The sequence below is a fragment of the Ensifer sp. Root558 genome (assembly GCF_001427045.1).
Taxonomy (GTDB): Bacteria; Pseudomonadota; Alphaproteobacteria; order Rhizobiales; family Rhizobiaceae; genus Ensifer; species Ensifer adhaerens.
Genome location: NZ_LMGC01000038.1, coordinates 95,755 through 114,598, shown reverse-complemented (window position 1 = coordinate 114,598; position 18,844 = coordinate 95,755). Strand labels below are relative to the sequence as shown.

Genomic DNA, 18,844 nt, shown 5'->3' with positions numbered 1-18,844 from the left:
GGGTAGCGATCAGGCCGGCGCAGAGGTTAGCCTGCGGGCAATGTCGAAAAAGGCGCTGACCAGTTTCCCGTTGCTGCGCTCGCGCAAACAGATGAGTGCTTCGTCCATCAGCATCTCGGGCGCTTCGATCTCGATGGGAATGAGGCGGCTGTCCTGCCCGAACTCCGCCGACGAAACGAAGCCGACCCCGCCGCCGGCGGCGACGATCTCGCGCACCGCCTCACGACCTTCGGCTTCGATGAGCGGCGTCAGTTGCACGCCACATTGCTGCGACATCGTTTCGAGCTTTTGGCGGGTCTTGGAGCCTTGCTCGCGCATGACCAAGGGGTGCTTCACGAGTTCAGCGAAAGTCACCTTTTTCTTGCCTTGCAGCGGATAGTCACGGCTCGCAAAGGCTATGATCGGCGTGGAGTTGAGTTTCAGGATGTCGAAGTCGCTCGATTGCGGGATCTCGCCGAGAACGCCGATGTCTGCCTCATAGGCGTGCAGGCTGGTGATGACGGTTTCGGTGTTGCCGGAATCGATCGACACCTGGACGGTCGGATAGGTGCGCCGGAAAGCGGCAAGGATATGCAGCAGGTGATGGGCGGCATCGGCAACGATCCGTAGTTTTCCCGCTCTCAGCGCCCGTGATTCCGACAAAAGATCCAGGGCCTGCTGCTCGACGTCGAACATGCGGCGGGTGACTTCCAGGAGCTGTTGGCCCGCCTGGGTCAGCGTCACCTGCTTCTTGTTCCGGTTGAAGAGGAGGACATCATATTCCTCCTCGAGCTTGCGCACCTGATCCGAGACTGCCGGCTGAGTAAGGAAGAGCGCTTCGGCGGCACGCGAGAAACCGCCGTGGATGGCCACGTTATGAAAGGCGCGGAGCTGGACATAGCGCATGCGTACGACGCCTTCTTGAATAGATTTGAACGATAGTTTGATTAAAACGAACGATTTGATTTATGTAAAGCGGGCGCGGATAGTTTTCGGATTCCACCTCTATCCGGAGCGCGCCTCATGAACCTCCCGGCCGTCGTCCTCGAGCTTGCCGCCGCCACCGTCCTCTTGCTCTACGCCGTCAGCCTCGTGAAGAAAGGTGTTGAGGCGGCGGCAGGAGACATCGTCGCGCGTACCGTCGGTGGCGCCGGTGGACGACCGCGTGCGGCCATCTGCGGCTGCGCGGTTGCCATTGCGCTGCAAAGCTCGACGGCGGTCGCCATGCTTGCCGCCGGTTTTGCCGTCAGCGGCGCGCTGGCGCTTGATACCGGCCTGGCGGTGCTGCTTGGTGCCGATCTCGGCTCGGCGCTTGTCGTCAAGATCCTGTCCTTCGACTTGCATTGGCTGGCGCCGCTTCTGATCGCTGCTGGCGGTCTTGCGCATCTGAAGGCATCGACCCGCAAGTCCGTCGAGACCGGGCGTGCAGTGCTCGGCATCGGTCTGCTGCTGCTCTCGCTGCAGATGATCGGCCATGCGACGCAGCCGCTCTCTCAGAGCCCGATGCTGCCTTCCGTCGTCGCTTTCGTCGGCAAGGATGCCTTGAGCGTGATGATCCTTGCCGCCTTCTTCACTTGGGCGCTGCACTCCAGCGTGGCAGCGATCCTGCTGATCCTGACCTTTGCCGTGAAGGGCATCGTGCCCCTGGACGTCGGCATTCCCCTGGTGCTCGGCGTCAACATCGGCGGCGGGCTCATCGCGCTGTGGCTGACCCGCGGTCTGCCGGTCGAAGGCCGACGCCTGCCGCTTGGTAATCTCCTCTTCCGCGCCCTGTTCGCCGCAGCGATCTTCGGACTCTTTTCGCTGCATTCCCCGTTCGACTGGCTTCCTGGGGAGACTGTGGCCGGCAAGCTGGTCAATCTGCATGTGCTCTTCAACGCTGCCCTGGTTCTCGTCGGGGTGATTTTCTGCGGCCCGATGGCGCGCCTCGTTCGGTTGCTCATGCCGGAGGCCGCCGGTGCCAATGATCGTGCGGCTCATGTCAGCGCGCTTGACCCGGCGCTGATCGACAAACCGGCGCAGGCGCTGGCGGCCGCGGCACGCGAGGTGTTGCACATGGGCAATCTTATCGCCCGGATGCTGGAGCCCGTCATGACCGTCATTCACGCGCCGACACCGCAGGCGGTCAAGGCGCTCAGAAGCATCGATGGCGACATCCACGTGGCCCATAGCGCAATCAAGCTCTACATCGCCGCCGTCAACCGCGGCATCCTGACCGAAGAGCAATCGCGGCGCGGCATCGAACTCACCGAGGCAGCGATCCATCTCGAATATGCCGGAGACGTCGTCGCAAAGAGCCTCCTGCAAATGGCCGAGGAGCGGCTTGCGGGCGCAGGGACCTTCTCGCAGGAGGGATGGCGTGAACTCACCTTGCTGCATGCGGCCGTGTCTTCCAACGTCAGGCTGGCGGCCAATCTTCTCGTCTCCCCGGACCCGGTGATCGCGCGCGAAATGGTTCGGCAGAAGGAACATGTGCGTCGCCTGGTCGAAGAAAGCAGCAAGTGCCATCTGGAGCGGCTTCGGCAGGGCATCGCGACCAGCATCCTGTCGAGCGACATGCATCTCGAGATCGTTCGGGCGCTGAAGGAGGTCAATTCGCTGGTGACGACGATGGCCTATCCGCGCCTGCGCGAGAGCGGGGACCTCCTGGAAAGCCGGCTCGTGCCTGCTGCTTAGATATATAAATTGAAACGATAGATTGATACAAAAGAACGATTTTACAGATAGATGTTTCCGCCCCATTGTCGTTCTCGAACACGCCAACCGCGAGGACGGACAATGCCAAACACCGCTTCTGAAAGAACCATCGCGCCCCTGGAAACACCGAGGCTGGGCGAGCCCTATCTCTTGACGCCCGGCCCGCTAACCACGGCCTATCGGGTTAAGGAAGCCATGCTGCGGGACTGGGGTTCCTGGGATGGCGATTTCCGGGCAATGACCGCCAAGCTTCGCCAGGAACTGCTCGAGATTGCCGGCGATGCCAAGGGCGAGTTCGATTGCGTGCCGATGCAGGGCAGCGGTTCGTTTTCGGTCGAGGCGATGCTCGGCAGCTTCGTCCCGAAGGACGGCCGTGTGCTGGTGCTGATGAACGGCGCCTATGGCAAGCGCATCGCCCAGACGCTTTCCTATCTCGGTCGTGACCATGTGACGATCGACAAGGGCGACTACATGCCGCCACGCGGTCCGGAGGTTGCAGCAGCGCTCGATGCCGACCCTGGAATCACCCATGTCGTGATCGTCCATTGCGAAACGAGCTCCGGCATCCTCAACCCGTTGAAGGAGATTTCCGACACAGTCTATTCCCGCGGTCGCAAGTTGCTCGTCGACTCCATGAGCGCCTTCGGCGCAGTGCCGGCCGGTATCGGCGATTTCCGCTACGAGGCGATCGTTTCTTCCGCCAACAAGTGCATCGAGGGTGTGCCGGGCTTCGGCTTCGTTATCGCCCGCAAGAGCGAACTGGAGGCAGCCAAGGGGCGCAGCCATTCACTCAGCCTCGATGTGCATGCCCAGTGGGACTACATGAACAAGACCGGCCAGTGGCGCTTCACGCCGCCGACCCACGTTGTCGCGGCGTTCCTGGAGGCCTTGCGTCTGCATCGGGAAGAGGGCGGTGTCGCCGGTCGCGGAGCCCGTTATGCCCGCAACCGCGACGTCATGGTCGCGGGCATGCGCGAGGCCGGTTTCGAGACGTTGCTTGCCGACCAGTGGCTGTCGCCGATCATCGTCACCTTCTTCAGCCCGGCCCACCCGGCCTTCGCCTTCGACCGCTTCTACGACCTGATGAAGGACAAAGGCTTCATAATCTACCCGGGTAAGCTGACGGTGGTCGACAGTTTCCGCGTCGGCTGCATCGGTCGCATGGACGAGCATGTCATGCGCCGCGTGGTCGAGGCCGCCCGCAACTCACTCTCCGAAATGGGCGTCGACAGCGCCGCTCCCCCGGCCGTCGCCCTTGAAGAACGTCGCCGTCTCGCTGCCTGAACTGAGGAAATTACGATGAACAAGATGTCCAAGATCACCGTTACCGCCAACCGTCGCACCTATCCCTGGCCGAATGTCCCGGCCATCGCCATCTGCCTCGACGGCTGCGAGCCGGCCTATCTCGACGAAGCCATCAAGGCCGGGCTGATGCCGACGCTCGAGCGCATCCGCAAGACCGGGACGGAGCGCACCGCGCTCAGCGTTATCCCGAGCTTCACCAATCCGAACAACCTTTCCATCGCTACCGGCCGGCCGCCGGCGATCCACGGCATCTGCGGCAACTATCTCTACGAACCGCAGACGGGTAACGAAGTGATGATGAACGATCCACGCTTCCTGCGCGCCCCGACCATCTTCAAGGCATTCTACGATGCGGGTGCGAAGGTCGCCGTGGTGACGGCGAAGGACAAGCTCAGGGCGCTGCTCGGCCACGGGCTGAAGTATGACGAGGGCAGGGCCATCTGCTTCTCGTCTGAAAAGGCGGACAAGACGACCGAGGCGGAAAACGGCCTCGACAATGCCTCGGCCTGGCTCGGTCGCGCTGTACCGGAAGTCTATTCGGCCGATCTCTCCGAATTCGTCTTTGCCGCCGGCGTCAAGCTGCTCAAGGAATTTCGGCCGGATGTCATGTACCTGACGACCACCGACTATGTGCAGCACAAATATGCGCCGGGCGTACCCCAGGCGAACGCCTTCTATGAGATGTTCGACAAGTATCTGACCGAACTCGACGCGCTCGGCGCGGCCATCATCGTCACGGCCGACCACGGTATGAAGCCGAAGCACAAGGCGGACGGTTCGCCGGATGTCATCTACGTGCAGGACCTGCTCGACCAATGGCTCGGCAAGGACGCCGCGCGCGTCATCCTGCCGATCACCGACCCCTATGTCGTGCATCACGGCGCGCTCGGCTCGTTTGCCACGGCCTATCTGCCCGAAAGTGCGGACAAGGAGGAGATCATCGAGCGGCTGCAGGCGATCGAAGGCATCGACGTCGTGCTCTCCCGCCCGGAAGCCTGCGTACGCTTCGAGCTGCCCGACGATCGGATCGGCGATCTCGTGCTGATCTCCTCGGAAAACAAGACGCTCGGCACCAGCGAACATCGCCATGATCTGGCGGCGCTGAACGAACCGCTGCGCTCGCATGGCGGCCTGACCGAACAGGCGGTGCCTTTCATCGCCAACCGCAAACTGCCCGAATTGCTGACATCCGCGTCGTTGCGCAATTTCGATGCGTTCTACTACGCGCTCGTCGCAGCCGCCCAGACAACGCACTAGGGAGGGAGCGATGACCAAGGTGGAAACAGCATTTGCAATTCGCCACGAGCCCATGCGGATCGCCGGCAAGACAGTCGATACCGAAGGGCGCATCGAGGTGCGCTACCCTTTCAACGATGCGGTGATCGGCACGGTGCCTGCGGGCAGCGCCGAGCATGCGCGCAAGGCCTTCGAGATCGCGGCCGCCTACCAGCCGAAGCTGACGCGTTACGAGCGTCAGCGCATCCTGCTCAAGGCTGCGGACCTGCTCGTTGCCCGCAAGGAGGAGATCTCCGATCTGATCACGCTGGAGCTCGGGATCTCCAAGCAGGACTCGCTCTACGAGGTCGGCCGCGCCTTCGACGTGCTGACGCTGTCGGGCCAGATGTGCATTCATGACGACGGCGAGATCTTCTCCTGCGACCTCACACCACACGGCAAGGCGCGCAAGATCTTCACCACGCGCGAACCGCTCAACGCCATTTCGGCGATCACGCCGTTCAACCATCCGCTCAACATGGTGGCACACAAGGTCGCGCCGGCGGTTGCGACGAACAATTGCGTTGTGCTCAAGCCGACAGAACTGACGCCGATGACGGCGCTTATCTTCGCCGACATTCTCTATGAGGCCGGCCTGCCGCCGGAAATGCTCTCGGTCGTGACCGGCTGGCCCGCCGATATTGGCATGGAGATGATCACCAATCCGAACTTCGACCTCATCACCTTTACCGGCAGCGTTCCAGTCGGCAAGCTGATCGCGGCCCACGCCCACTACAAGCGGCAGATCCTGGAGCTCGGCGGCAACGACCCGCTGATCATCCTCAACGATCTGTCGGACGACGATCTCGCAAGAGCCGCGGATCTGGCCGTTGCCGGCGCGACGAAGAACTCCGGCCAGCGTTGCACCGCTGTGAAACGCATCCTCTGCCAGGAGAGCGTTGCCGACCGCTTCGTGCCGCTGGTGCTCGAGCGAGCGAAAAAGCTGAGGTTCGGCGATCCGATGGACCGGGCGACGGACCTTGGCACGGTCGTCCATGCCAAGGCGGCGGAAGTCTTCGAGCGGCGGGTGCACCGGGCAGCGGAAGAAGGGGCGGAGATCCTCTACGATCCCGGCCGTAAAGGCGCCCTCTTGCCGCCAATCGTTGTCGACCGCGTTAAGCATTCGAGCGAACTGGTGATGGAAGAAACCTTCGCGCCGATCATACCGATCGTGCGCGCGCCCGATGATGACGACGCGCTGATCGCGCTCTCGAACTCAACCGCCTTCGGCCTTTCTTCCGGCGTCTGCACCAATGACTTCCGGCGAATGCAGAAATACATCGCCGGGCTGAAGGTCGGCACGGTCAACATCTGGGAAGTGCCGGGTTACCGGATCGAGATGAGCCCCTTCGGCGGCATCAAGGATTCCGGCAACGGCTACAAGGAAGGCGTCATCGAGGCGATGAAGAGCTTTACCAACGTCAAGACATTCTCCTTGCCATGGTGATTTCAAGCGTTTCCCCCGCTGATTCACCCCTCTGGGAGCCGCCATGGCGGCTCCCTTTTTATTTGCTCCCGCAGCGTCGCGGGGCTCTGCGCGACGCGCAATCTTAGATCTGCTCCTTCATCCGGCAGATTGTGCGAAATCGTATCGAAACCTGCCGCCGCCTTGGTCAAGCGCGGTTTCCATGCCCAGTTCTGCGGCAGAACATCCATAGTTTTTTTCTTCTAATCGATAAGAATAATAAATTTTACTTACAGGAAACCGCTGCGCAGAATGTTTCCCGAAGCCGATCACAACAGGGCAACGACAAGATTGTCCGCCGCGCTTCCCCGGTTTTACCAGGACCTCAGAGGAGAACTTCAATCATGAACAGACGCATGCTCTTTGTGCTTGCCGGCGCCGTTTCCGCTGTGCTTCCTGCCATCGCTGCCGCTGAAACGCAGCTCACCGTCTACACCGCCGTCGAAGCCGTCGACCTCGACCGCTACAAGGCGACCTTCGAAAAGGCCCACCCGGACATCAAGATCAACTGGGTGCGCGATTCCACAGGCGTCATGACCGCCAAGCTGCTTGCAGAAAAGGACAATCCGCAGGCCGATGTCGTCTGGGGGCTCGCTGCAACCTCGCTGCTTCTCTTGAAGACCGAAGGCATGCTGGAACCTTACCAGCCCAAGGGCGTCGAGACGCTCGACCCGAAATTCGTCGACAAGGACACGCCGCCGAGCTGGGTCGGCATGGACGCCTATGTCGCGGCTCTTTGCTACAACACGGTCGAGGGCGAAAAGCTCGGCCTCAAGCCGCCGACGAGTTGGAAAGACCTGACGAACCCCGAATACAAGGGCCACGTGGTGATGCCGAACCCGGCATCCTCGGGCACCGGTTTCCTCGACGTCTCCGGCTGGATGCAGATGTGGGGCGAGGAGAAGGCCTGGGACTACATGGACAAGCTCCACGAGAACATCTCCGCCTACACCCATTCCGGCTCCAAGCCGTGCAAGATGGCAGGCGCCGGTGAAGCCGTCATCGGCGTGTCCTTCGAGTTTCCGGGCGCCAAGGCCAAGAGTGCCGGTGCACCGATCGACATCATCTTCCCCGCCGAGGGTTCGGGCTGGGAGGCCGAGGCAACCGCAATCATCGCTGGCACGGCAAACCTCGAAGCCGCAAAGACGCTCGTCGACTGGTCGGTCACCAAGGAAGCGAACGAAATGTACAATGCCGGCTATGCCGTCGTTGCCTATCCGGGCGTCGCCAAGCAGGTCGAGCACCTGCCCGACGACATCGCTTCCCGGATGATCGTCAACGACTTCGAGTGGGCTGCAAACAACCGCTCTGACATCCTCAAGGAATGGCAGAAGCGTTACGACGCCAAGTCTGAACCGAAGAGCTGAGCCTGATCGGCTGGGCGCAGCGCCTTTGCGCTGCGCCCCATCGCATTTCTCGGAAAGAAAATCCCTCAAGCCAGCGGAGCTTGCAGATGAGGCATGCCCTGTCGATCGAACCGACGCCCACCAGCCGTCAGCACTTCGCCGATGACGCGGCCGCGGAGCCGGCCCCCTACTTGCAGATCTCGGATCTCTGGAAGACCTATGGCGATTTCGTCGCGCTTCGCGACATTTCGCTGTCGATTGCCAGGGGCGAGTTCGTCTGTTTTCTCGGCCCGTCCGGCTGCGGCAAGACGACGTTGCTGCGAGCCATCGCCGGTCTCGACCTGCAGACGCAAGGCACCATCCTGCAAGACGGCCGCAATATCTCGACGCTGCCGGCTTCCCGCCGCGACTATGGCATCGTCTTCCAGTCTTATGCGCTCTTTCCCAATCTGACGATCGAGCAGAACATCGCCTTTGGCCTGGAAAACACCGGCCGATCGAAGGCGGGGGTCGCATCCCGGGTCGCCGAACTCTTGGAAACGGTCGGCCTTTCGGCGCACGGCAAGAAGTATCCGGCCCAGCTTTCCGGTGGCCAGCAACAGCGCATCGCGCTTGCCCGCGCCATCGCCATCTCGCCGGGGCTATTGTTGCTCGACGAGCCGCTGTCGGCACTCGACGCCAAGGTTCGCGTGCACCTTCGCCATGAGATCAAGGCGCTGCAGAGAAAGCTCGGTGTGACGACCATCATGGTGACGCACGACCAGGAGGAGGCCCTCGCCATGGCCGACCGGATCGTCGTCATGAACCACGGCGTCATCGAGCAGGTCGGCTCGCCGACCGAAATCTACCGTCATCCCGAAACGCTGTTCGTCGCCGACTTCATCGGCGAGACCAATCAGTTCGAAGCCCGGGTTCTTGGAGATGACGAAGTCGAGATCGGCCACTCCGCCTTTTGCTGTTCGACGGAGGATTTTTCCGCCGGCCATGCGGCAACGGCGGTCGTCCGCCCGGTCGACATCATTCCCCACGGAGCCGATGCCCATGCCGTCAACGCCAGCGACCGGCCGGCCACACCGCAGAACCTGATCGATGCCGAGGTGCGCGAGATGGAGTTCCTCGGCATGTTCTGGCGCACGCGCCTGACGGCCCCGCGTCTCGGCGAGCGCACGCTGGTTGCCGACTTCTCCGTCAACGCGGTGAGACGCCTCCGGATCGAAACCGGCGGCGCCATCCAGGTGGAGATCCCGCGCGAACGCCTGCTGCTCTATCCGAGGGGGGCTGGACGATGAACATGGTTCTGGAAGCACCCCACCTTCCCCTGATCGGCAAGCGGCTGCGCCAGGAATCCTCCAAAGACGACCGCATCAAGCTCGGCTTCATGGCGGTCATCGGGCTATATCTGGTCGTCGCGCTTGGCGCGCCGCTCTTCGTCATGCTGTCGAAGTCGCTGTCGACCTACCGGTTCGAGCTTTCGGCTTTCGAGTTCCAGGTGAGCGACGAGACGGGGGCGAACTGGGGGCCGGTCGTCACCGCCGAAGACCTGAACCGGGAACTCGGGGCGGTGACGGAAGCCGAGCTTTCCAGCAGTTCCGACGGACGGCTCGCGGCCACAAAATTATTCCCGGATTTCAAGTTCCGCAGCCCCGTTCACTACCGTATTCGCGGCACGAACGACGATGCCGCCTTCCTGGTCGGCTCCACCCTCGAAAAGGGGACTGAGTGGCGGGACTATGATTCCGGTACCTTCCGGCGCGTCGTGCTGCGACCCGCGCGCGCTCTGGGTTTTACGAACTTCACGACCTATTTCTCGACGCCGGCGCTTGCGCAGTCGATCTACAATTCCGTGCTGATGGCGGTGATCAGCACGGTGTTCACGATCTCGGTCGCCTTTGCGCTTGCCTACGGCCTGACGCGCAGCTGCATGCCGCTCAAAGGGCTTTTCCGCGGCATCCTGACGATCCCGATCCTGGTGCCGTCACTCTTGCCGGGCATTGCACTCGTCTATCTCTTCGGCAATCAGGGCATCTTCAGGGATTGGCTTTTTGGCTATTCGATCTACGGGCCGATCGGCATCGTCATCGGCTCTGTTTTCTTCACCCTGCCGCATGCCTTCCTGATCATCCTGACGGCGCTCTCGATTGCCGATGCTCGCCACTATGAGGCGGCCGCATCGCTCAAAGCCAGCAAATGGCGGACCTTCACGACCGTCACGGTGCCCGGCGCGCGCTTCGGCATCGTCTCTGCGGCCTTCGTCGTCTTCACGCTTGTCATCACCGATTTTGGCCTGCCCAAGGTGATCGGCGGACAATACGGCATGCTCGCCGTCGACATTTACAAGCAGGTGATCGGCCAGCAGAACTTCGAGATGGGCGCGGTCGTTTCCGTCATCCTGCTGGTGCCGGCGGTGCTTGCCTTTTACGTCGACCGGCACATGCAGAAGCGGCAGGTAGCGCTTCTGTCGGCTCGCGCCGTGCCCTATCAGCCGAAGCCCAATGCCCGCATGGACGGTCTGTGCTTCACCTTTGCCTGCTTCGTCAGCCTCTTCATCCTCGGCATGATCGCCATGTGCCAGATCGCAGCGGTGGTGAAGTTCTGGCCCTATGACCTGACGCTGACAGCCAAGAATTTTGCCTTCGACCTGATGGACGGTGGCGGCTGGGCCGCCTATGGCAACTCGATCCGGCTCGCGCTTTTGACGGCACTCTTCGGTTCGATCGTCGTCTTTGCCGGCGCCTACATGGTGGAGAAGGCCGATGGCTTCCGCTTCGGCCGTGGCCTCTTTCACTTCCTGGCGATGATGCCGATGGCGGTGCCCGGCATGGTGCTCGGCCTTGCCTATATCTTCTTCTTCAACAACCCGGCCAATCCGCTGCACCCGATCTACGGCACGATGACGATCCTCGTCGTCTCGACCGTGACGCACTTTTATACCGTCGCGCACCTGACCGCGCTGACGGCGCTGAAGCAGATGGACCCGGAGTTCGAATCCGTCGCCGCGTCGCTGAAACAGCCCTTCCACCGGCTGTTCTTTCGGGTCACGGTGCCGGTCTGCCTGCCGGCGATCCTCAACATCGCTATCTATCTCTTCGTCAATGCGATGACGACCGTCTCGGCGGTGGTGTTTCTCTACTCGACCGACACCAAGCTCGCGTCAGTCGCCGTGCTAAACATGGACGACGCCGGCGATATAGCGCCGGCCGCGGCCATGGGCATGATGATCTTTTACACTAATGTTGCGGCCAAACTTGTCCACGCGCTGATCGCGCGCGGTCTGCTCGCGCGCACCCAGGCTTGGCGCTAACCCGCAACCAGCCCTTCGCAAAGCGCCGCCGTCCTTCGTTCTGAAGGACGGCGGCGCTTTTGTCCGCGTCACTCTACGCCACCCGGAGCTCCGCCATCACCACTTTGCGGTCGTTTCCTGCGCGCAGGCGCTCCATCTCGTTGAGACGCGAACGCTGCGGCGTAAGGCCGTAGCGTTCGCGGTAGGTGCGGGAAAAGTGCGAGGCGGTGGAAAAGCCGCAGGCGACCGCGATTTCGATGACCTGAAGCGACGAGGTTATGAGCAGCAGGTGAGCGCGCTCGAGCCTGAGGTCGAGATAGTAGCGCGCCGGCGTGCGCCCCATTTCTCTTCGAAACAGGCGCTCGATCTGGCGCCGGGAAAGTCCGGTCGAGGGCCACATGTCGGCGAGCTTCAATGGCTCGGCAAGATTTGCCTCCATCTTTTCGATGACACGAATCAATAGAGGGTTGTCGATGCCGAGACGTGCCTGCAACGGCAATCGCTGGCGCTCGCCGGTCTCACGCAGCCGCTCGCAGAGTGCCGCCTCGCAGATACGGGTGGCCACGTCCCGACCAAGGTCCTCTTCGATGATGTGCAGGAACATGTCGAAGGGCGCGTTGCCGCCGGCGCAGGTATAGATCCCGCCGTCGATCTCAAAGGCGGTCTGGCGCGGGTCCGCGATGAAGAACCGCTCGGAGAAGTCTGGAAAGTGTTCCCAGTGAACGGCGCAGCGACGCTCATCGAGCAGCCCCGCGCGCGCTAGGCAGTAGACGCCGCCGCCAAGCCCGGCGAGGCGCGCGTTGCTGCGAGCGCCTGATCGCAGCCAGGCCTCCAGGGCCCTGTCGGCCGATGGCTTCTTGCGGCCGCCACAGATGACGATGAAGCCCGGATCTGCATCGCGGCCAAACCGGTTGCGTTCGGCCGAGAGCGGCGCCGCTACCGGAATGCACGTGCCGCAGGATGAAACGGCGGGTGCTCCATCCGCCGCTACAAGGTGCCACCCGTATACCGGGCGGCCGGCCACGTCATTGGCGAGGCGTAGCGCTTCGATCGCCGCGGAGAAGCCATGGAGGGTAAATCCATCGAGCAGGTAGAAGGTGAAGTGGCGAGCCTGCGTACATGGCTGTTGCATTGTCTCTTCCTGAGGGCGTCGAAGTGGTGCGCGGAAAGAATAGTTACATTATGCAACATATTGGACCGTTGCCAATCCCGTTAAAACGAGGATCCGAAGAAATCCGCTCGAAATCCGTGCAGGTGAGGGGCTACTGCGCGTGCGCTGCGGCATGGACAACCGTTGCAGCTTGTCAAATGGACAAAAATGGACACAGATAGTCACATGTCAGAACAACAAAACGCCCGCGCTCTTGCTCCACGCCGTCACGGCGAGATCCTCAGGCGGCTTGCAGCCGACGGTACCGTTGGTATCACCGAGCTTGCGGATTTCTTCGATGTTTCGCGTCAGACCATCAGGCGCGATCTGAAGCTTCTTGCCGATCGCGGCCAGCTCGATCTTGTCCATGGCGGCGCCACCCTGTTCGAGCCGACGGAAGCGGCCTTCGTCGAGCGGCGGGAGGAGAATGCCGGGCCAAAAGCGCTGATCGGTCGTGCAGCAGCAGGTCTCGTGCGCGACGGCATGGTGATCTTCCTTGATTCCGGCACGACGACGCTTGCTGTGGCCCATGCCCTGACTGGGCGAAAAAACTTAACGATTTGCACGACTTCGCTATCGATCGCCTTGCTGATGTGCCGACAGCCCCAGGTGCGCGTTCATATGCTCGGCGGCGAAATCGATCCGGATGAAGAAGCGGCCATCGGTATCGATGCGCTCGAGGCGATCAGCCATTTCCGCGTCGACGTCGCGTTCTTAGGCGGCGGGGGCCTGTCGCCCGATGGAGAGGTGACCGACTTTACCCGCAGCGGCGCCGAGCAGCGCTCGCGCATGGTGGCAACGGCGGCCAAGGCCTATTTCGTACTCGACAGTTCCAAGTTCGGACGGCTGACGCCACTTCGCATTCCGCGCTTCGAAGCCGCCGCCGGAGTGATTGTTGACCGACATCCGCCGGAGGCGATCCGCGAGGCGCTCGAGCGCAAAGGTCCAGCCCTGGTCGTTGCAGAACAACAAATGTAATCTTTTGTAACTTTTTGTCTTGTTCTTTGTCCGCGTTTTGTTACCGTGCGGCCTTCCATGGGTTCGGGAGGTCGTTTCATGGCGCAGGAATTTCCAACACAGGCACAGGTCGTCATCGTCGGCGGCGGTATTATAGGCTGCTCGGTCGCCTATCACTTAACCAAGCTCGGCTGGAACGACGTCGTTTTGCTGGAGCAGGGGCAGTTAAGCGGCGGCACCACCTGGCATGCGGCCGGTCTCGTCGGTCAGTTGCGCAGCCACGCCAACATGACGGGCCTCATCAAATATTCGACCAAGCTCTATAGCGAGCTTGAGTCCGAGACCGGCCTTGCCACGGGCTGGAAGAATTGCGGCTCGCTCTCGGTTGCCCGCACGCAAGACCGCATGACCGTGTTGAAGCGCACGGCGGCCTCTGCTCGCGCCCAAGGCGTCGCGATCGAGGTGATCTCGCCGAAGCAAGCGCAGGAGCTCTGGCCGGTCATGGCGATCGACGATCTCGTCGGCGCCGTCTGGCTGCCGGGCGACGGCAAGGCCAATCCAACAGACCTCACGCAGTCGCTCGCCAAAGGCGCCCGCAATCGCGGCGCCCGCGTGATCGAGCGCGTCCGGGTCACAGGCATTTCGACCAAAAACGGCGTCGTCACCGGCGTCGAAACCGATCGGGGGGCCATTGCCGCGGAGATCGTCGTCAACTGTGCCGGTCAATGGGCACGCAAGGTCGGCCAGATGTGCGGCGTCACCGTGCCGCTGCACTCGGCCGAGCACATGTATATCGTCACCGGCCGCATCGAGGGCGTACATCCTGACCTGCCGGTCATGCGCGATCCGGACGGCTACATCTATTTCAAGGAGGAAGTCGGCGGGCTCGTCATGGGTGGCTTCGAGCCGGAAGCCAAGCCCTGGGGCATGGCAGGCATTCCCGACGATTTCGAGTTCGCCCTCTTACCTGACGATTGGGATCAGTTCGAAATCCTGATGCACAATGCGCTGCAGCGCGTGCCGCAGCTTGAAACATCCGAGGTGAAGAAGTTTTACAACGGCCCGGAGAGTTTTACCCCGGACAACAATTTCATTCTCGGCGAGGCGCCCGAACTAAAGAACTTCTTTGTCGGCGCAGGCTTCAACTCCATGGGGATTGCCAGCGCCGGCGGGGCAGGTCGAGCCCTTGCCGAGTGGATCGTAAACCGCGCGCCGACCATGGATCTTTGGCCGGTCGATATCCGTCGCTTCGCGGGCTTCAACAACAATCCGCGCTGGCTTCACGATCGCGTCAAGGAAACGCTCGGTCTGCACTATGCGATGCCTTGGCCGAACCGGGAGCTGGATACGGCACGCCCCTTCCGCCGTTCGCCTCTCTACGATCGGCTTGCCGCCAAAGGCGCGTGCTTCGGTTCGAAAATGGGATGGGAACGGGCCAATTGGTTTGCTGCGGAAGGCGAGCGCCCCGTCACCGAGTATTCCTTCGGTCGGCAGAACTGGCATGAAGCGGTCAAGCGCGAGATGAAGGCAACGCGCGAGGCCGCCGGCATTTTCGACCAGACCTCCTTCGCCAAGCTGCTTGTGCAGGGGCGGGATGCGGCAGCAGCGCTTAACCGCATCTGCGCTGCCGACATCGACGGCGAGATCGGCCGTTCCGTCTATACCGGACTCTTGAACGCGCGGGGCGGCTACGAGAGCGACCTGACCGTCATGCGACTTGCGGCCGATCGCTTCATGCTGATCACAGGTTCGGCCCAAGCGGTGCATGATGCGGACTGGATCCGCAAGAACCTTGCCGCGGACGCCCACGTGACTTTGACCGACGTGACGTCGTCCTATGCAGTCTTGGCGCTGATGGGACCGAAATCGCGCGACATCCTCTCGAAGCTTACCTCGGCGGACATCTCGAACGAGGGCTTTCCCTTCGCGACCATCCGCGAGATCGATATCGGGTACGCCACGGCCTTTGCCAACCGCATGACCTATGTCGGCGAACTCGGCTGGGAACTGATCGTGCCGACAGAATTCGCTGTCGGTGTTTACGAGGCGCTGCACGAGGTCGGTCGCGCCTTCGGCCTGACGGATTGCGGCTACTATGCGCTTGAGGCTTTGCGGCTGGAGAAGGGCTACCGCGCCTGGAGCCGGGAACTGACGCCCGACATCAACCCCTACGAGGCTGGTCTTGGCTTTGCGGTTGCTCTGGGAAAACCCGGCGGCTTTGTCGGCCACGATGCGCTCGTGGCCGCAAAGACCAAGGGCCTGCCCTCGCGCCGCATCGTTCAGTTCACCCTGGACGATCCCTTGCCGATGCTTTGGGGCGGCGAACTGATCCTGCGTGCGGAAAAACCGGTCGGCGAGGTCCGCTCCGCCGCCTACGGTCACACGCTTGGGCGTTCGGTCGCACTCGGCCTGCTTGAAAACCCTGAAGGCGTGGACAAAACGTTCCTCGAGGGGGAGCGCTTCGAGATCGATCTTGCAGGCATTCGCTATGCCGCGACGGTGCATCTGGCACCGGCATATGATCCGCGTGCGCTGAGGGTCAAGATTTAGACCATCTTTTCGCGATGCGACGAATTGCGCGTGTTGATCTTCCCGCGAGCCCGTCTAGGCGGGCTCGCGTTCCAGCAAGAGCTTTGCCGTTTGCCAGAGGTCTTCGACCCTGCGGCTGCGCGTCGCGGCGTGACGGTAAAGGCGAATTTCGAGGTCGAGATTCCAACCCCTATCCGTGGAGGCGGGTACGAGGCCACCGGCATCGATCGCGTCACGGGCAAGGCTTTCGGGCAACCAGCAGACGCCGGCACCCGACATCGCCATGTTCATCAGTCCGGCACTGATCGTGTTTTCATGCGTCGTGCGGCGCCGGAAGGGCGGGCGCCGCAGCATGAGACGCGAAAGGGCGACCCCGAAGAACGAATTGAACCCGTAGCTCAGATAGGGAATGGCGAGCCGCGGCTGCGCCACAGCCCGGTCGAGAATATTCAGCCCCGGTAGCGTACCATCGGAGATAGAGACGTGTGCGGCGGCGAGCGGGATCAGCCGATCATGGGCGATCGTTAGCGACGAGAATTGTGCGCGGTCGAGATGGAATGGCACCTCCGAATGCGCATAAGTCAGGAAGAAATCCGCCTCGTCACCGATGAGGGCGTCAAGATTGGCCTCGATGCCGCCGCGGTCGGGCATCAGCGAGGTGCTGAAAGCGCCAGCTGCGTTTTCGAGCAGTTTGAGCCAGCCAGGGAAGATCGTTACCGTCAGCGTATGGAGCGCGGCAAAGCGGATGAGGCCTTCTTCGTGAGACGGGCGTAGCGATTCGCGCGCTGCATAGAAGGTTCGGATCGCCTCCTGCGCTATGGGCCGGAAATTACGACCTGCCGGCGTCAGTTCCGCCGGCATTGTGGCGCGGTTGATCAGCGTTGCCCCGAGCCAACGCTCCAACTGTTTGATGCGGCGGCTGAAGGCCGGCTGGGTCACGTTGCGCAACTCGGCAGCGCGCGAAAAACTCCACGTGTCGGCGAGGGTCACGAAGTCCTCCAGCCACTTGATTTCCATGCGCAGATCTCCCCTGCGTTGCAGCTGAGGGGATCATAAGTCGTTGGAAAGAAATCGCTATGCCGATATTGCATCAGCCTTTGCTAAAAGCGAATTAGCCAAACCCCGACAAACCTTCCACGTTGCGCCCAAGGCAAACAGTTCTGATTTCGAGGCAGCGAGGAGGCTCACGAAATCAGGCTGATAACAAAAGGGGGATTGTTAATGGCCTTCCAGCTTCACGCTGATCTTATTCTGCACAACGGCCGAATCTGGCGAGGCAGGGAGGAGGGGATCAGCGAGGCCGTTGCCATTTGGCAGGGCAAGGTTCTGGCCACCGGCAGCGATGCCGAGATGGCGAGCCTCAAGGGGCCGCATACCGAGGTGATCGATCTCGAAGGCCGTTTTGCCAGCCCCGGTCTTATCGACAATCACCTGCACCTGATCTCCACCGGCATCACCATGGGCTGGGTCGACGCGACGCCTGCCGCTGCGCCGACGCTTGCCGCCCTTATGGAGAAACTTGCCGAACGCGCGGCCGTCACGCCGAAGGGCGCCTGGGTGCGGGCGCGGGGCTATGACCAGGTCAAGCTTGATGTCGGCCGGCATCCGACCCGCGAGGAGCTCGACCGCGCCGTGCCGGATCATCCCGTGCTGCTGACGCGCGCCTGCGGCCATGTGGCCATCGCGAATTCGCTGGCGCTGAGCCTGGCGGATGTCACCGAGGCGACGCCGGTGCCGGACGGCGGCGTAATCGGCACCACGGACGGGCGCCTCAACGGGTTCCTGGCGGAAAACGCGCAGAACCTCATCAAGACGGCTATTCCCGAGGTGACGACGGAGGAGTTGATCGACGGCATCGAGCGGGCAGGGCGCTATCTTCTGTCGCTCGGCATTACGAGCTGCATGGATGCGGCGGTCGGCCAACTTGCCGGCTTTGCGGAAATCCAGGCCTATGAGATGGCCAAGCTTTCCGGCCGCCTGCCGGTGCGCGTCTGGCTGACACTGCTCGGCGATCCCGGCGTCTCGATCGTCGAGGACTCTTGGCGTGCCGGGCTCATTTCCGGTGCGGGCGACGACATGTTGCGCGTCGGGGCCGTGAAGATCTTCCTCGACGGCTCGGCCGGCGGGCGCACCGCATGGATGTCGAAGCCCTATCTTGGTGAGCCCGACAATATCGGCGTACAGATGCTGCCGGATGCCGACGTAGAGGCGATCGTCAAATCCTGCCACGACCGGGGCTATCAGATGGCTTGCCACGCCATCGGCGACGGTGCGATCGAGCAGCTGATCACGGCCTACGAAAAGGCGCTGGCCGGTAATCCCGATCCGGATCGGCGCCATCGCATCGAGCACTGCGGCTTCTCGAGCCCGGAGCAAGATCGGCGCATGAAGGCGGCAGGCATCCTGCCGGCGCCGCAGATGGCCTTCATCCACGATTTCGGCGACAGCTACGTTTCCGTGCTTGGTGAGGAACGGGGCAAGGCCTCCTACCAGATCGGCACCTGGATGCGCATGGGTCTCAAGCCCTCGACCGGTTCGGATTCGCCCGTCTGCTCGCCCGATCCCTTCCCGAACCTTCACGCCATGATCACGCGCAAGACCGGCAAGGGTACCGTGATGGTGGAGGCGGAAAAGCTGAGCCGCGAGGAAGCGTTGCAGGCCTACACGGAATACGGCGCCTATTCTCAGAAGGCCGAAGACGTGAAGGGCAGACTTGTGCCGGGACAATGGGCCGACATCGCCGTCTTCGACAACGACCTCTTGGAGGCACCGGCCGATACCATTCTCTCAGGCACACGCTGCCTGATGACCCTGCTTGCAGGCCGCGTCGTGCATGACGCACGCTGACGACCTGAAAGACC

14 protein-coding genes are annotated in these 18,844 nt (G+C 62.2%); 10 read left to right on the top strand and 4 right to left on the bottom strand.

Annotated elements, in window-relative coordinates; all coding sequences use genetic code 11:
- Nucleotides 1-9: 9 nt before the first annotated feature.
- Entirely contained in the window at nt 10-885 is an 876-nt protein-coding gene (locus tag ASD63_RS32485) for a LysR substrate-binding domain-containing protein (protein WP_034794762.1), read from the bottom strand.
- Between the two features lie 117 nt (nt 886-1,002).
- On the opposite strand from ASD63_RS32485, the gene ASD63_RS32480 reads away from it, so the two are divergent.
- The 4 genes from ASD63_RS32480 to phnY all read left to right on the top strand — a co-directional run bounded on the left by ASD63_RS32480 (nt 1,003) and on the right by phnY (nt 6,703).
- A complete protein-coding gene (locus ASD63_RS32480) occupies nt 1,003-2,655 on the top strand; it encodes a Na/Pi cotransporter family protein (RefSeq protein WP_034794759.1) in 1,653 nt (550 codons plus the stop codon).
- 102 nt (nt 2,656-2,757) lie between these two features.
- Nucleotides 2,758-3,960, top strand: a complete 1,203-nt coding sequence (locus ASD63_RS32475) for a 2-aminoethylphosphonate--pyruvate transaminase (protein WP_060516642.1) — start codon at nt 2,758-2,760, stop codon at nt 3,958-3,960.
- 15 nt (nt 3,961-3,975) lie between these two features.
- Nucleotides 3,976-5,238 (top strand): phosphonoacetate hydrolase, encoded by a 1,263-nt coding sequence (gene phnA, locus ASD63_RS32470; protein WP_034794753.1) that lies wholly within the window; start codon nt 3,976-3,978, stop codon nt 5,236-5,238.
- Nucleotides 5,239-5,248: 10 nt separating this feature from the next.
- Nucleotides 5,249-6,703 (top strand): phosphonoacetaldehyde dehydrogenase, encoded by a 1,455-nt coding sequence (gene phnY / locus ASD63_RS32465; RefSeq protein ID WP_034794751.1) that lies wholly within the window; start codon nt 5,249-5,251, stop codon nt 6,701-6,703.
- A 23-nt stretch (nt 6,704-6,726) separates the two neighbouring features.
- On the opposite strand, the gene ASD63_RS35385 is transcribed toward phnY, so the two are convergent.
- On the bottom strand, nt 6,727-6,912 hold the full coding sequence (locus tag ASD63_RS35385) for a hypothetical protein (RefSeq protein WP_060516634.1): 186 nt from the start codon (nt 6,910-6,912) through the stop codon (nt 6,727-6,729).
- A gap of 165 nt (nt 6,913-7,077) precedes the next feature.
- Between ASD63_RS35385 and ASD63_RS32460 the strand changes: the two genes are divergently transcribed.
- The 3 genes from ASD63_RS32460 (at nt 7,078) to ASD63_RS32450 (ending at nt 11,368) form a co-directional block, all read left to right on the top strand.
- Nucleotides 7,078-8,088 carry a putative 2-aminoethylphosphonate ABC transporter substrate-binding protein gene (locus tag ASD63_RS32460; protein ID WP_089045783.1) on the top strand — a complete coding sequence of 337 codons (1,011 nt, stop codon included), beginning with the start codon at nt 7,078-7,080 and terminating at the stop codon, nt 8,086-8,088.
- 86 nt (nt 8,089-8,174) lie between these two features.
- Complete coding sequence (locus ASD63_RS32455) at nt 8,175-9,356, top strand: putative 2-aminoethylphosphonate ABC transporter ATP-binding protein (protein WP_034794744.1); 1,182 nt, start codon at nt 8,175-8,177, stop codon at nt 9,354-9,356.
- Between the two features lie 2 nt (nt 9,357-9,358).
- Nucleotides 9,359-11,368 (top strand): putative 2-aminoethylphosphonate ABC transporter permease subunit, encoded by a 2,010-nt coding sequence (locus ASD63_RS32450; protein ID WP_034794741.1) that lies wholly within the window; start codon nt 9,359-9,361, stop codon nt 11,366-11,368.
- Between the two features lie 73 nt (nt 11,369-11,441).
- Here the strand turns inward: ASD63_RS32450 and ASD63_RS32445 are convergent, their stop codons facing one another.
- Nucleotides 11,442-12,479: a GlxA family transcriptional regulator gene (locus ASD63_RS32445; RefSeq protein ID WP_060530538.1), complete on the bottom strand. Its 1,038-nt coding sequence runs from the start codon at nt 12,477-12,479 to the stop codon at nt 11,442-11,444.
- A 204-nt stretch (nt 12,480-12,683) separates the two neighbouring features.
- On the opposite strand from ASD63_RS32445, the gene ASD63_RS32440 reads away from it, so the two are divergent.
- Together ASD63_RS32440 and ASD63_RS32435 are read left to right on the top strand one after the other, a co-directional pair.
- Entirely contained in the window at nt 12,684-13,475 is a 792-nt protein-coding gene (locus ASD63_RS32440; RefSeq protein WP_034794735.1) for a DeoR/GlpR family DNA-binding transcription regulator, read from the top strand.
- Nucleotides 13,476-13,553: 78 nt separating this feature from the next.
- Entirely contained in the window at nt 13,554-16,004 is a 2,451-nt protein-coding gene (locus tag ASD63_RS32435; RefSeq protein ID WP_060530537.1) for an FAD-dependent oxidoreductase, read from the top strand.
- Between the two features lie 54 nt (nt 16,005-16,058).
- On the opposite strand, the gene ASD63_RS32430 is transcribed toward ASD63_RS32435, so the two are convergent.
- Nucleotides 16,059-17,000 (bottom strand): LysR family transcriptional regulator, encoded by a 942-nt coding sequence (locus ASD63_RS32430; RefSeq protein WP_060530536.1) that lies wholly within the window; start codon nt 16,998-17,000, stop codon nt 16,059-16,061.
- Nucleotides 17,001-17,204: 204 nt separating this feature from the next.
- On the opposite strand from ASD63_RS32430, the gene ASD63_RS32425 reads away from it, so the two are divergent.
- The gene (locus ASD63_RS32425) at nt 17,205-18,830 is read left to right on the top strand and encodes an amidohydrolase (protein WP_060530535.1); all 1,626 of its coding nucleotides are present in this window, start codon (nt 17,205-17,207) and stop codon (nt 18,828-18,830) included.
- The last annotated feature ends 14 nt before the right edge of the window (nt 18,831-18,844 follow it).

What these genes read in the sequence shown, in the direction of transcription:
- ASD63_RS32485 (WP_034794762.1), bottom strand. Translation starts at nt 885, where the DNA reads ATGCGCTATGTCCAGCTCCGCGCCTTTCATAACGTGGCCATCCACGGC.
- phnY (WP_034794751.1), top strand. Translation starts at nt 5,249, where the DNA reads ATGACCAAGGTGGAAACAGCATTTGCAATTCGCCACGAGCCCATGCGG.
- ASD63_RS32455 (WP_034794744.1), top strand. Translation starts at nt 8,175, where the DNA reads ATGAGGCATGCCCTGTCGATCGAACCGACGCCCACCAGCCGTCAGCAC.
- ASD63_RS32430 (WP_060530536.1), bottom strand. Translation starts at nt 17,000, where the DNA reads ATGGAAATCAAGTGGCTGGAGGACTTCGTGACCCTCGCCGACACGTGG.
- ASD63_RS32425 (WP_060530535.1), top strand. Translation starts at nt 17,205, where the DNA reads ATGGCCTTCCAGCTTCACGCTGATCTTATTCTGCACAACGGCCGAATC.
- ASD63_RS32460 (WP_089045783.1), top strand. Translation starts at nt 7,078, where the DNA reads ATGCTCTTTGTGCTTGCCGGCGCCGTTTCCGCTGTGCTTCCTGCCATC.
- ASD63_RS32475 (WP_060516642.1), top strand. Translation starts at nt 2,758, where the DNA reads ATGCCAAACACCGCTTCTGAAAGAACCATCGCGCCCCTGGAAACACCG.
- ASD63_RS32440 (WP_034794735.1), top strand. Translation starts at nt 12,684, where the DNA reads ATGTCAGAACAACAAAACGCCCGCGCTCTTGCTCCACGCCGTCACGGC.
- ASD63_RS32445 (WP_060530538.1), bottom strand. Translation starts at nt 12,479, where the DNA reads ATGCAACAGCCATGTACGCAGGCTCGCCACTTCACCTTCTACCTGCTC.
- ASD63_RS35385 (WP_060516634.1), bottom strand. Translation starts at nt 6,912, where the DNA reads ATGGATGTTCTGCCGCAGAACTGGGCATGGAAACCGCGCTTGACCAAG.
- ASD63_RS32450 (WP_034794741.1), top strand. Translation starts at nt 9,359, where the DNA reads ATGGTTCTGGAAGCACCCCACCTTCCCCTGATCGGCAAGCGGCTGCGC.
- ASD63_RS32435 (WP_060530537.1), top strand. Translation starts at nt 13,554, where the DNA reads ATGGCGCAGGAATTTCCAACACAGGCACAGGTCGTCATCGTCGGCGGC.
- ASD63_RS32480 (WP_034794759.1), top strand. Translation starts at nt 1,003, where the DNA reads ATGAACCTCCCGGCCGTCGTCCTCGAGCTTGCCGCCGCCACCGTCCTC.
- phnA (WP_034794753.1), top strand. Translation starts at nt 3,976, where the DNA reads ATGAACAAGATGTCCAAGATCACCGTTACCGCCAACCGTCGCACCTAT.